General features: G+C 60.9%; 14 protein-coding genes. 7 read left to right on the top strand and 7 right to left on the bottom strand.

The window, feature by feature from the left end; translation table 11 throughout:
* Nucleotides 1–88 precede the first annotated feature (88 nt).
* A complete protein-coding gene (gene argB / locus H4I99_RS11600) occupies nucleotides 89–976 on the top strand; it encodes an acetylglutamate kinase (protein ID WP_163903156.1) in 888 nt (295 codons plus the stop codon).
* A 120-nt stretch (nucleotides 977–1,096) separates the two neighbouring features.
* On the opposite strand, the gene H4I99_RS11595 is transcribed toward argB, so the two are convergent.
* The gene (locus H4I99_RS11595; protein ID WP_244625059.1) at nucleotides 1,097–1,630 is read right to left on the bottom strand and encodes a methylated-DNA--[protein]-cysteine S-methyltransferase; all 534 of its coding nucleotides are present in this window, start codon (nucleotides 1,628–1,630) and stop codon (nucleotides 1,097–1,099) included.
* An 82-nt stretch (nucleotides 1,631–1,712) separates the two neighbouring features.
* Entirely contained in the window at nucleotides 1,713–2,615 is a 903-nt protein-coding gene (locus H4I99_RS11590) for a DMT family transporter (protein ID WP_163903152.1), read from the bottom strand.
* Between the two features lie 103 nt (nucleotides 2,616–2,718).
* On the opposite strand from H4I99_RS11590, the gene H4I99_RS11585 reads away from it, so the two are divergent.
* A complete protein-coding gene (locus tag H4I99_RS11585) occupies nucleotides 2,719–3,429 on the top strand; it encodes a pyrimidine 5'-nucleotidase (RefSeq protein WP_163903150.1) in 711 nt (236 codons plus the stop codon).
* A gap of 112 nt (nucleotides 3,430–3,541) precedes the next feature.
* Nucleotides 3,542–4,333: an EF-hand domain-containing protein gene (locus H4I99_RS11580; RefSeq protein WP_163903148.1), complete on the top strand. Its 792-nt coding sequence runs from the start codon at nucleotides 3,542–3,544 to the stop codon at nucleotides 4,331–4,333.
* A 63-nt stretch (nucleotides 4,334–4,396) separates the two neighbouring features.
* Here H4I99_RS11580 and H4I99_RS11575 read toward each other — a convergent pair whose 3' ends face one another.
* Nucleotides 4,397–5,278: an LOG family protein gene (locus H4I99_RS11575; protein ID WP_163903146.1), complete on the bottom strand. Its 882-nt coding sequence runs from the start codon at nucleotides 5,276–5,278 to the stop codon at nucleotides 4,397–4,399.
* 151 nt (nucleotides 5,279–5,429) lie between these two features.
* Between H4I99_RS11575 and dapD the strand changes: the two genes are divergently transcribed.
* The 4 genes from dapD (at nucleotide 5,430) to H4I99_RS11555 (ending at nucleotide 8,559) form a co-directional block, all read left to right on the top strand.
* Nucleotides 5,430–6,284, top strand: a complete 855-nt coding sequence (gene dapD / locus H4I99_RS11570; protein ID WP_163903144.1) for a 2,3,4,5-tetrahydropyridine-2,6-dicarboxylate N-succinyltransferase — start codon at nucleotides 5,430–5,432, stop codon at nucleotides 6,282–6,284.
* 5 nt (nucleotides 6,285–6,289) lie between these two features.
* Nucleotides 6,290–6,673 (top strand): DUF805 domain-containing protein, encoded by a 384-nt coding sequence (locus tag H4I99_RS11565; RefSeq protein ID WP_163903142.1) that lies wholly within the window; start codon nucleotides 6,290–6,292, stop codon nucleotides 6,671–6,673.
* Nucleotides 6,674–6,782: 109 nt separating this feature from the next.
* Nucleotides 6,783–7,976 (top strand): succinyl-diaminopimelate desuccinylase, encoded by a 1,194-nt coding sequence (dapE, locus tag H4I99_RS11560; RefSeq protein ID WP_163903140.1) that lies wholly within the window; start codon nucleotides 6,783–6,785, stop codon nucleotides 7,974–7,976.
* Nucleotides 7,963–8,559 carry a hypothetical protein gene (locus H4I99_RS11555; protein ID WP_163903138.1) on the top strand — a complete coding sequence of 199 codons (597 nt, stop codon included), beginning with the start codon at nucleotides 7,963–7,965 and terminating at the stop codon, nucleotides 8,557–8,559. The genes dapE and H4I99_RS11555 overlap by 14 nt, the downstream gene beginning before the upstream one ends.
* Nucleotides 8,560–8,583: 24 nt before the next feature.
* On the opposite strand, the gene truA is transcribed toward H4I99_RS11555, so the two are convergent.
* From truA to H4I99_RS11535, 4 genes are all read right to left on the bottom strand, one after another.
* Nucleotides 8,584–9,339 (bottom strand): tRNA pseudouridine(38-40) synthase TruA, encoded by a 756-nt coding sequence (gene truA, locus H4I99_RS11550; protein WP_163903136.1) that lies wholly within the window; start codon nucleotides 9,337–9,339, stop codon nucleotides 8,584–8,586.
* Nucleotides 9,339–10,274, bottom strand: coding sequence for a methionyl-tRNA formyltransferase (gene fmt / locus H4I99_RS11545; RefSeq protein ID WP_163903134.1), 936 nt, complete (start codon nucleotides 10,272–10,274; stop codon nucleotides 9,339–9,341). The genes truA and fmt overlap by 1 nt, the downstream gene beginning before the upstream one ends.
* A gap of 66 nt (nucleotides 10,275–10,340) precedes the next feature.
* Nucleotides 10,341–10,856, bottom strand: coding sequence for a peptide deformylase (gene def / locus H4I99_RS11540; protein ID WP_163903132.1), 516 nt, complete (start codon nucleotides 10,854–10,856; stop codon nucleotides 10,341–10,343).
* Between the two features lie 89 nt (nucleotides 10,857–10,945).
* Complete coding sequence (locus H4I99_RS11535) at nucleotides 10,946–12,442, bottom strand: globin-coupled sensor protein (protein WP_163903130.1); 1,497 nt, start codon at nucleotides 12,440–12,442, stop codon at nucleotides 10,946–10,948.
* Between the last annotated feature and the right edge of the window lie 63 nt (nucleotides 12,443–12,505).

The following is a 12,505-nucleotide window of genomic DNA, read 5'->3' as shown; positions in this document are numbered from 1 at the left end:
TGTCATGAACCTCATATATTGGCGACCGATTATTCCATCAGGATCGATCTTGCGCTAAAAGGCCGCGATCCAACGACGAGGGTATTCCATGACGGCTTCCGATAGCGAAATCCAGGCGCAACTTCTGGCCCAGGCCCTGCCCTTCATGCAGCGCTATGAAAACAAGACCATCGTCGTGAAATATGGCGGCCACGCCATGGGCAATGCCGAGCTGGGCAAGGCGTTTGCAGCCGATATCGCGCTGCTCAAGCAGTCGGGCGTCAACCCGATCGTCGTCCATGGCGGTGGCCCGCAGATCGGCGCCATGCTGACCAAGATGGGCATCGAATCGAAGTTCGAAGGCGGCCTGCGTGTCACCGACGAGAAGACCGTCGAAATCGTCGAAATGGTGCTCGCCGGCTCGATCAACAAGGAAATCGTCGCGCTGATCAACCAGACTGGCGAATGGGCGATCGGCCTGTGCGGCAAAGACGGCAACATGGTCTTCGCCGAAAAGGCCAGGAAGACCGTGATCGACCCTGATTCGAACATCGAGCGCGTTCTCGACCTCGGTTTCGTCGGCGAGGTTGTGGAAGTCGACCGCACGCTGCTCGACCTTCTGGCAAAATCAGAAATGATCCCGGTCATCGCGCCGGTCGCGCCCGGCCGTGACGGCCACACCTACAACATCAACGCCGACACCTTCGCCGGCGCCATTGCGGGCGCGCTGCGCGCCGACCGCCTGCTGTTCCTTACCGACGTGCCGGGCGTGCTGAACAAGCAGGGGGAACTGATCAAGGAACTCTCAGTTTCAGAAGCCCGCGCCCTGATCAAGGACGGCACGATTTCCGGCGGCATGATCCCGAAGGTCGAAACTTGCATCGACGCCATACATGCCGGCGTTCAGGGTGTTGTCATCCTGAACGGCAAGACCGCCCATTCCGTGCTGCTGGAGATCTTCACCGAGCACGGCGCCGGCACGCTTCTGGTTCCCTGAACCGAAGCAATTCCAGCGAAAGTGGGGAACCGGTTTCGCGTCCGGAATTGCATGAAAACAAAGAGAGAGCATTGAAGGCGAGCCCGTTTTCGCCGGAAATGCTCTGTTGAGTTCGCTTGGTCACAAAGCGAAGAGGCCGACCGGGCGCATCTTGCCTTCGTGGCGCAGGAGCCATTTCTTGCGCCATAGCCCGCCACCATAGCCGGTGAGCGACCCGTCCGAACCGATACAGCGGTGGCAGGGGATGATGATGGCGATGGGATTTGCGCCGTTCGCCTTGCCGACAGCCCGAACCGTCTCCATGCCGCCGACATTTCGTGCGATATCGCCGTAGGAACAGGTTTCGCCGAGCGGCACCCTCAGCAATTCCGCCCAGACCTTCTGTTCGAATTCGCTTCCGGCAGGCGCGAGCGGCACGGTGAATTCGAAGGCGCGGCCGGCGAAGAAGGTTTCAAGCTCGCTGCCAATCGTCCGGGTCAGCGCGTTGCCGGGAAGAACCGCATCCGCATTCATCTGCTGCCGGATATCGGCCTCGTCTGCATCGGGCGAAGTCCGTTCCCGGAATTGCAACGCCAGCAATGCGGTGTCGTCAGCGATGGCGGCGAGATCGCCGACCGGACTGTCGAACCATTCGCAATAGACCTTGCGTCCCATCACTCCGTCCTCCCCGACACTCGCAGTCTAGCGGCTGGCTGCCTCGACAACAACCAGGATACGCGGCATGGTCGACCTGCGATCAACCGAGCAGCAAGAGAAGAATACCCGTCACAATCAGAAGGCAGCCGGCCACTTCCATGCGGTTTACCCGCTCATGAAACAGGAAGAACGAGGCGATAAAGGTGAAGACCAATTCTATCTGCCCGAGCGCACGGACATAGGCTACCTGCTGCAGCGTCATCGCCGTGAACCAGCATGCTGACCCAAGGACACCGGCGAGACCGACGAGCGAGGATGAGCGCCAGGACCTGATGACATCGACGATTTCTCGCCTGTCCTGAACGAACATCCAGACAAGCATGAATACTGTCTGGAAGGTGGTGACGCAGGCAAGCGTGACGGCTGCCGCGACAACGGGGTTTGAGGCCCCGAGCGACAGGGACGCGGAACGATAGGCCACCGCGGATATACCGAAAACCGCCCCGGAGGCGATGCCGATCAATGCCGTGCGGCCCGTAAGCGCCTTCAGCAGGTTGGCAAGCGTCAACGGCATGCGCGCGACCGAGATCATCATCACGCCAGCCACGCCCACGACGATGGCGCCGACCGCACCGGTCGTGATGCGCTCACCGAGCAGCAGAAAGCCGAAGATCGCCGCCTGCACCGGCTCAGTCTTCGAATAGGCCGTGCCGACCGCGAAATTGCGCAGCGAGAACAGGTGCACCAGCAGCATGGTCGCAAAGATCTGGGCAAGCCCACCGATGACGGCCCAGAAGGCGAAAACCGGATTGGGCATCGGCAGTTCGTAACCGCCGATGAAATGCAGGCCGATCACATAGAGGACGGCAATCGGAAAGCCATAGCCGAAACGGACGAAGCTCGCGCCTCGGGTGCCAAGCGACGTCTGCAGGTGCTTTTGAAGCGCCGACCGCAGGTTCTGCAGGAAGGCGGCGGCGATGGTGATCAGTATCCAGGGTTCCATTTTTTGCCGGTATCATGGCGCAAATATCCTCGCCAAGGCCACTTCCGGCGAAAAGCGGAGTTTCGCATTTTCTTCTCATAGCAAGGCGTGCCATAAGAGCGTCATGAACAAGACAGCTTCCGCCCCTTCTGCCGCAGATTTCGCCCATGTCCGTGACTGGGTCTTCGATCTGGACAACACACTCTACCCGCATCACATCGACCTTTTCGCGCAGATCGATCGCAACATGACGGCCTATGTGTCAGAACTTTTGCAGATGGACCCTGCGGAAGCGAAGATCCTGCAGAAAAAATACTATCACGACCACGGCACGACCCTTGCCGGCCTGATGACGCATCACGGGGTCGATCCCAACGATTTCCTGGCCCGGGCGCATGCCATCGACTATTCCGCGCTTTTGCCGGATGAGGCGCTGGGCGAGGCGATCAAGGCGCTTCCCGGCCGGAAGTTTATCTTCACCAACGGTACTGTCGCTCATGCCGAGGCCGCGGCGCGCGCGCTCGGCATCCTCGACAATTTCGACGACATCTTCGACATCGTCGCCGCCGAATACCAGCCGAAACCTGCCGGCATCACCTATGACAAGTTCATGAGCCTCAACAGGGTGGACACGAAGAAGGCCGCTATGTTCGAGGACCTGCCGCGCAACCTGATGGTGCCCAAGGCGCTTGGCATGAAGACGGTTCTGCTTGTGCCACGCAATCTGGAAACGATCGTTCTGGAAAGCTGGGAGCGGGCCGAGAATACGGAGCCCGATAACATCGATTTCGTCACCGACGATCTCACCGGTTTTCTTGAACGACTGGTCAGCTGACAACGGGCGAGCCCCAACATTACCGAAGTTTCACCCAGCCTTAACAAGGTTTAAGTCGGCATTTCGGGCCGTCGGGGTTAGTCTTTCTTCGTGAACGAGGAAAGGAAAAGCCATGTACGCTCGCAAAACGACACTCGCCGCTCTTGCGACCGCGCTGCTCTTCAGCGCATCATCAGGCATAGCACTTGCTCAAGGCGGTAAGGGGCCTGGACCGATGGACAGCCCCTGCGGCCCGCGCCCGATGATGCTGCGCGGACCGGCCGGCATGTTCATCCGCGCATTGCAGGAATTCGACACCAACAAGGATGGCAAGATCTCGAAGGACGAGGCGAAGGCCGGCGGCGACACCCTGTTTGCCGCCATAGATGCCGACAAGGACGGCAGCCTGACGCCCGGCGAGCTGCGCAAGTATCACGAGACCCGGATGGAAGCCTGGAAGGAATCCATGCCGAAACCGCCCGCCGCCGAAGATGCCGCCAAGACCAAGGCCCCCGCACCCCAGGACGATGCATCGACGCCACCTCCGCCGCCGGAAGACATGGCCGATGATGACAGCATGATCCCGCCGGATGGTGCACGCGATTGCGGCCCACGGGATGACAAGGGCTGGGGCGGCAAGGGTTGGCATGGAAAGAACTGGCGCGACGACAAGCCAGGCTTCGGCCGCCATGACGACCGCAATCGCCCCGAACGGGACGGTCCTCGCGAAGAAATGGGCATGGGTCCGATGGGACACCACGGCGTGCGGCGCATGATGGCCCGGATCGATACCGACGAGAACGGACAGATCAGCAAGGCGGAAGCGGATGCGGCAGTCGCCAAGCTTTTCGACCGCTTCGACACCAACAAGGACGGCTTCATCTCGGCCGACGATTTCCCGGCTGGGCCGAAGATCCTGCCCTGACACCATATGTCTTGATGAGGAAGGAAAGCCGCCAGACATCTGGCGGCTTTCTGCATTTTCAGGTCACTTCACCACGACATCGTGCGTATGCTCGTACCGCTCCGCAATGATCTTCCATGCCTCATCGGCCGTTTCGACGAAGTGCAGGAGGTTCAGGTCTTCGGGTGCAATCGTACCGAACTCCGCCAGCGCCTCGAAGTTCACGATCTTGCGCCAGAACTTCTCCGCAAACAGGATGAGCGGGATCGGCTCCATGCGCTTGGTCTGGATAAGGGTGACCGCCTCGAAGAACTCGTCCAGCGTGCCGAAGCCGCCGGGAAAGATCGCGATTGCCTTCGCTCGCATCAGGAAATGCATCTTGCGAATGGCGAAATAGTGGAAGTTGAAGCTCAGTTCGGGCGTGACATAGGCGTTGGGGGCCTGCTCGTGTGGCAGGACGATGTTGAGGCCGATCGTCGGCGCCCCGACTTCGGCCGCACCGCGATTGCCCGCTTCCATAACCCCCGGTCCGCCGCCGGTGACGACCACATATTCCTGATGATTATGGAGGGCCGCGTGTTCACCGCAGAGACGGGCGAACTTGCGCGCTTCCTCGTAGTAGATCGAGGCTGCCTCCAGATTGGCTTTCTGGGTTTCGTTACGGGCGGCCCAGGCACTGGCGCCGGGCGCGGGAATGCGCGCGCCGCCAAACATGACGATCGTAGACTTGATGCCGCGCTCGGTCAGGATCATCTCAGTTTTCAGGAGTTCGAGTTGAAGCCTGACCGGCCGCAATTCTTCACGGCAGAGAAAATCGTCATCGAGATAGGCCAGCCGGTAGGACGGTGATTCCGACTGCGGAGTGCGCGGGATGCCGGCCACGCGGCTGCGGTCGGTCTCGCTGCTCTTCAGCGTTTTCCAGACCTCGCCGTCCCGCTGTTGCCGTCCGTTGCGCAGCTTTGCCATACCTCATGCCTTTCTTTGCATTGCCGGGACTCGAATACGCCAGTGGCTGTTTTCAACCCCGGTCGAATACGCTAGATCAGTCCCGGTTCCCGATTAGAGAATTCGGATATCGTCCGTTTCCACGATAGACAACGAAATTTAAGGAAATCAAATGAACGCCACGGATATCAGCGCCCTCGAAAAGGTCATCGAAGCCGCCTTCGACAATCGCGATACGGTCACGACGGCGACCAAAGGCGAAGTCCGCGACGCAGTGGAAGCCTCGCTGGAGCTGCTCGACAGCGGCAAGGCGCGCGCGGCCACCCGTGGCGCAGACGGCGCTTGGACCGTTCACCAGTGGCTGAAGAAGGCCGTCCTCCTGTCGTTCCGCCTGAACGACATGGAAGTCGTTAAGGGTGGTCCGGGCGCCTCCACCTGGTGGGACAAGGTTCCTTCCAAGTTCGAAGGCTGGGGTCAGGAACAATTCCGCTCGGCCGGTTTCCGCGCCGTTCCGAACGCCGTGGTACGTCGCTCCGCCTATGTCGCGAAGAACGTCGTACTGATGCCCTCCTTCGTCAACCTCGGCGCCTATGTCGATGAAGGCACGATGGTCGATACCTGGGCAACCGTCGGCTCCTGCGCGCAGATCGGCAAGAATGTCCACCTGTCCGGCGGCGTCGGCATCGGCGGCGTTCTGGAGCCGCTGCAGGCCGGCCCGACGATCATCGAGGACAACTGCTTCATCGGTGCGCGCTCCGAGGTCGTCGAGGGCTGCATCGTCCGCGAAGGTTCGGTGCTCGGCATGGGCGTCTTCATCGGCAAGTCGACCAAGATCGTCGACCGCGCCACCGGCGAGATCACCTATGGCGAAGTTCCGCCCTATTCCGTCGTCGTTGCAGGCACCCTGCCGGGCAAGCCGTTCCCGAACGGCGAACCGGGTCCGAGCCTCTACTGCGCCGTCATCGTCAAGCGCGTCGATGAAAAGACCCGCTCCAAGACCGGCATCAACGAGCTGCTCAGGGACTGATCCCCATGCTGGCTCCGGCCCGTCGGCCGACTGTTTCGTGGCTGTTCTTCAGCCCGTCCGGCCGGGCGGGCCGTCAGACCTTCATTCTCGGCTGGCTGTTCTGGCTGATGATGAATTCCTTTGCTCTGGCCAAGCTGACGCTCGTCCCGGAGGATGACGATCTCTTTCCGCTTTACCAGCTGGCGTTCGTCGCCAGCATGGCACTTTCCATCGTGTCGGCCGTGATGATGAGCATCAAGCGACTGCACGACATGGGTATGCCGGGGCTGATCGCGCTGACGATCTTCATCCCCGCCGTATCGATGCTGGTCCTCTTCGTGCTCTGCATGTGGCCATCATCCCGCAATGCCAATGCCTATGGAGGCGCGACCGACTGGCCCAGGTCGTGATGCCCGCCTTGAATGGTGACACGACGCAGCCGATCAGATAAATCTGCCCGATCCCTTTTCAGGCCGGATCACCCGTTCGTGGTCCGGGCTCCATCCAGTGCAGTATGTCATGATCGCTACCAATCCCGTCGACGTTCTCCAGGCTCTTATCCGCTGCCCTTCCATCACACCCGCTGAAGGCGGCGCGCTGACAACACTGCAACAGCTGCTCGAGCCTCTCGGCTTCGAAGTCTCGCGCGTCATGGCGCGTGACGAAGGCACGCCCGATATCGAGAACCTCTACGCGCGTCTCGGAACGGACGGACCGCATCTGATGTTTGCCGGGCATACCGATGTCGTGCCGGTCGGCAACGAAGCGGCCTGGAGCCATCCGCCATTTGCCGCGGAGATTTCCGACGGCATGCTCTACGGCCGCGGCGCGGTCGACATGAAGGGCGGCATCGCCTGCTTCATCGCAGCCCTTGCCCGGCTGGTCGAAGAGAAGGGCGCTCCCAAAGGCTCCGTTTCCCTGCTGATCACCGGTGACGAGGAAGGTCCCGCGATCAACGGCACGACCAAGCTGCTCGACTGGGCCGCTTCCCGCGGCGAAAAATGGGATGCCTGCCTCGTGGGCGAGCCGACCAATCCCGACCAGCTCGGCGACATGATCAAGATCGGCCGCCGCGGTTCGATCTCCGGCACGGTGACCGTGCATGGCGTGCAGGGCCATGCCGCCTATCCGCACCTGACGGACAATCCGGTGCGCGGGGCGATCAGGCTCGCCGAATCCCTGATGAACCCACCCTTCGACCATGGCACGGACAATTTCCAGCCGTCGAACCTTGAGGTCACCTCTATCGATGTCGGCAATGCCGCAACCAATGTCATCCCGGCCAGCGCCGTCTTCAAGTTCAACATCCGGTTCAACGACACCTGGTCGGCGGAGAGCCTGCAGGCGGAAATCCTCCGTCGCCTCGATGCCGCCGCTGCCGATACGACACTGCGTCCGGGCCGCGAACCGATCGGTTATGACATCGTCTGGTCGGAAAGACCGAGCCACGTTTTCCTGACACGCAATAACGCCCTGATTGCGTCACTTTCCGATGCAATCGAGAAGGTCGTCGGCGCTTCGCCGCAGCTTTCAACGACAGGCGGAACCTCGGATGCGCGTTTCATCAAGGACTATTGCCCGGTGGTGGAGTTCGGACTCGTCGGGCAGACCATGCACATGGTCGATGAACGCGTTGCGGTAGAGGATCTCGAAACATTGACCCGCATCTATCGCACTTTCATCGAACAATGGTTTGCGAATGCCGCCGCTTAAGGAGGTCGAGACCTACCTGACCGGACTATGGCTCCTGTTCAAACAGGATCCACGCGGCTTCTCTTTTCTCGATCTTTCCGACCGCGGCGCGCTGCGGTCCTTCTGGGCCGCCGTCTGGGCCCTGCCCACCATCGTCATTTCGTTCCTCTGGTGGCGGAAGGCCTTCCTCGAAACCCTGCCGTCCGGCGCCGATGTGGATACCATCTTCTTCTTCCGCCTGACGCTGGTGGAATTCGCCAACTGGGTCGTGCCGCTGGTTCTCGTCGGCCTCCTCTGCTGGATGGTGGGGATCGGCTCGAAATTCGCCGCAGTCGTGGCGATCTCCAACTGGATGGCAGTGCCGGTTTCCTATGCCTATGCCGCCCTGGTCCTGTTAATGATGCTGGTTCCCGCAGTCGACACGCTTGTGGCCTTTGCCTGGCTCGGCCTAATGCTCGCCTTCATCGTAAGCCTTTTCCGTATCTTCCGGATGGTCTTAGGCAACCATGTGCTGACGATCGCCACTGTGACAATGGTGTTGCTCGTGCCTTCGATGATCCTGTCGGAGTTTCTGGAACGCTATCTCGGAGTCTACCCCGGCTGATGACCGGGATCCCTGAGCGGACACTCATTCGTCGCCAGGGTAATCCACCTTCATGAAAAACAAGCCTTCCGGCGGTGCAACTGGCCCGCAGGCCGCGCGGTCGCGGGCGTCGAGTGCAGCGCGCACATCCGCCGGAGCCATCTTGCCCTCGCCGGCAAGCTTGAGCGTGCCCGCAAAGGAGCGGATCTGATTGTGCAAGAAGCTCTGGGCCGAAGCCCGGATCTCGATCAGCTCGCCCGTTCTTGTCACATCCAGCCGGTCGAGTGTGCGAACCGGGCTCGTTGCCTGGCAATGCGCCGAGCGGAAGGTCGTGAAGTCGTGATGACCGACCAGCGTCTGGGCGGCGGCATGCATCGCTTCATGGTTGAGTGGCTTCGGCACCCACCAAGCTCGCTCCGCCTCCACCGCCAGACGCGCCGGACGGCTGATGATGCGGTAAAGATAATGGCGGCGGATCGCGGAAAAACGCGCGTCAAAGGCATCGTCGACGCCGGCGACGTCGAGAACGGCGACACGCTCTCCCGCCATGGCCAGATGGGCATTCAACGCGTTGCGGAGCTTGTGAGGCACCCAGGCGCGCGCGAGATCGACATGGACGACCTGACCGAGCGCATGAACGCCGGAATCGGTTCTGCCGGCACCGCGAATGGACACTGTTTCTCCCGTCAGCGACAGGACGGCCGCCTCCAGCGCCCCCTGAACCGACGGCCCGTTTTCCTGCCTCTGCCAGCCAACATAAGGCGTGCCATCATATTCGACGGTCATGCGGAAGCGAGACATCAGGAAAGCACCGTGCCTGCCGCAACCGGCGTTCCCCGCAGGAAGTCGGCGGCATCGAGCGGCTTGCCGCCGGCCTTCTGTAATCGCGTCAGCCTGATGGCGCCGCAAGCACAGGCAATCGTCAGCGTTTCGTCGAGCACCGTGCCCGGTGCCCCCGCGCCTTCCGCCAATGTCGAAGCCAGAACCTTGACCCGTTCCGGCTTGCCGTTCAGGTCGATTTCCAACCACGCACCCGGGAAAGGAGCGAGACCACGGATGTGGTTATGAACGTCTTCCGCAGGCTTACGGAAATCGATGCGAGTTTCCGCCTTGTCGATCTTTGCTGCATAGAGCACACCCTCTTCCGCCTGCGGGACGGTCGCGAGGTCACCAGCTTCCAGTTTCGCGATTGCCTCGACCATGGCGTCGGCGCCCGCGTCCCGGAGGCGATCATGCAGTTCGCCGAATGTCATGTCGGGATCGATTGTCACCTTACACGTTAACGCCACGGGGCCGGTGTCGAGCCCCTTGTCCATCTTCATCACCATCATGCCGGTCTCGACATCGCCAGCCATGATGGCGCGCTGGATGGGAGCGGCACCCCGCCAGCGCGGCAGCAGCGAGGCATGGCCGTTGTACGCCCCAAGACGAGTGCCGGTTAGGATCGCTTCCGGCAACAACAGCCCGTAGGCGACGACCACAGCGACATCGGCACCGAGCGCGCGAAATTCCTCGCGGTCTTCCTCGGCGCGAAAGTTCAGGGGATGGCGGACAGGTAGCCCAAGCTTTTCGGCAGCGAGATGAACGGGGGACTTCTGCAGATCGAGACCGCGGCGGCCGGCAGGCCGCGGCGGCTGGGTGTAGACCGCAACGATATCGTGGCCCGCGGCAGCCAGAGCCTCAAGCGTGGCGACCGAGAACTCCGGAGTTCCCATGAAAATGATGCGCAGTGCCATTGCCTCTCAGCCTCCGTCGATCACGCATATCCGCCGGATGAGGCGGTCAACGAACCATGAGAAGGCTCAGAGCGCCTTCTGCTTGGCTACCTTGGTGAATTTCTTGATCACCATGTCGCGCTTCAGCCTGGAAATGTGATCAATGAACAGCACGCCGTTCAGATGGTCTATCTCATGCTGCAGACAGGTTGCCAGCAGGCCGTCGGCTTCGGTTATCTGCTCCTTGCCGTCCCGATCAAGCGATTTGACGGTGACGATGGCAGGGCGTTCGACCTCGGCGTAATAGTCCGGGATCGACAGGCAGCCCTCTTCATATGTGGAGCGCTCGTCCGAGCTCTTGATGATCTCGGGATTGATGAAGACGAGCGGCGTCTTCTCCTCCCCTTCCCGACTGACGTCGATAACCAGCATGCGACGCGCGACGCCGACCTGGATCGCGGCGAGCCCGATGCCCGGCGCATCATACATGGTCTCCAGCATATCATCGGCAAGTCGACGCACATCGTCATCAATGCGCTCCACAGACGCGGAAACCTGGCGCAAGAGGGGATCGGGAAGGATAATGAGAGGCTTGATGGTCATGGCCTCCCATAGCCGATCTTTTTCCCGTATGGAATCGAAAAACGCGGGACATGCCCGCGTTTGGAGTGCATCAGGGATGGCTTGCGCCATTACGCCGCGCGGGCGCGGATGAGGTTCCGTTCTGCCGAACTCTCGTGAACGCGAATTTCTCCGAGTAACTGAACCAGACCGGCCACCTCGTTCCGCAAGCGCTGGCTTTCAGCCGAGGTCTGCTCGACCATCGCGCTGTTCTCGTGGGTCAGCAGATCGATGCTGTGTGTCGCCTGATTGACTTCACTGAGGCCCGTTGCCTGATCCTTTGCCGCGCCGGCGATGTCAGAGACGATGGCGTGCACGGCGTCGATGCGGGAGATGATGTCCCCGAGAGCAGTACCGGTATTGGACACAAGCCCGACGCCTTCGTTCACCTGATCCGAGCTCTGGGAAATCAGACGCTTGATCTCCTTGGCGGCATCGGCGGTGCGCTGGGCAAGTTGACGCACTTCCTGCGCGACGACGGCGAAGCCCTTGCCGGCATCACCGGCGCGGGCCGCCTCGACGCCAGCATTCAGCGCAAGGAGGTTGGTCTGGAAGGCGATCTCATCGATCACGCCGATGATCTTCGAAATCTCAGCGGATGATTTCTCGATTTCGGCCATCGCCGAGATAGCACTGGACACGACCTCGCCGGAGGCACGGGCCTGCTGCTGGGCTTCGTTCACGGCCTGCGATGCACGCTGCGCATTGGCAGCCGTCTGGCTGACGCTCACCGAAAGCTGCTGCAGGGCCGTCGAGCTTTCCTGAATGCCGGCTGCCTGCTTGGAGGTGCGCTCGGATATTTCGTCGGAAGCCTTGGCAATGGTTTCGGTTCCGTCGAGAATTTCTTCCGATGTCCGCCGGATCGAGGAGAAAGACGCGCTCAGGCGCACGATCGTCTCGTTGTAATGCCCAGCCATTTCCTTGAAGTTTTCCGGCAAATCGGTCGACATCTTGGTCTCGAAATCGCCACGCGCCAGCGCTTCAAGCCCCTTGCGGAGGTGATCCATGGCAAGGCGCTGGTCGGCCTCGAAACGTTCCCGATCCTGCTCCAGCTTGTGACGCTTCTCCTCCAGAGCATCGAGATAAACCGAGATGGAATAGTCCATGTCCAGCATGGAGGCCTTGATGAGCGCGCCGAGCTTCTCGCTCAGGGCATCGGCGTGACGCTTGCCGAACGGAAAGGGCCAATGCTTCTTCAGCACGCCCGAAACCAGCTCGGTCATCAACATGGAGTAGCCGCCGATATACCAGCGAGGCTCCAGACCGATCCGGGCATGCGCATTGCCGACCGCGGTTACGCCCTTGACGTAGTCGGCGGTGAACTTGCCGCTGGACAGCTTTTCCCAATGGCCAATCTGGGCGTTCTTGGCAGCATCCATGTGCGCCTTGTCGCTGAAAAACCGCTTGAGCTTCGGCGTTGCGGCAATCTTTGCATAGAACTTGTCGAGCGCGCCGCCGATGATCTCAGCCAGTGTCGGCCGCAGCGAGCTCAATGTACTGCAGGTTTTCTGGTCGAGTTCGAGGAAAGCAAGTCGTTCGGAAAGATTATCGTCAGTATCTATGCTCATTGTCTCGCCACGATTTTCGAGCCTCCCGAAGGAGCCTCGTGAATGTCATCCAATATGAGATGA

It is taken from the genome of Paenirhizobium daejeonense (assembly GCF_014280875.1).
Taxonomy (GTDB): Bacteria; Pseudomonadota; Alphaproteobacteria; order Rhizobiales; family Rhizobiaceae; genus Allorhizobium; species Allorhizobium daejeonense.
Note: the sequence above shows the minus strand (reverse complement) of the source record. Positions and strands in the feature narration are given on the sequence as shown.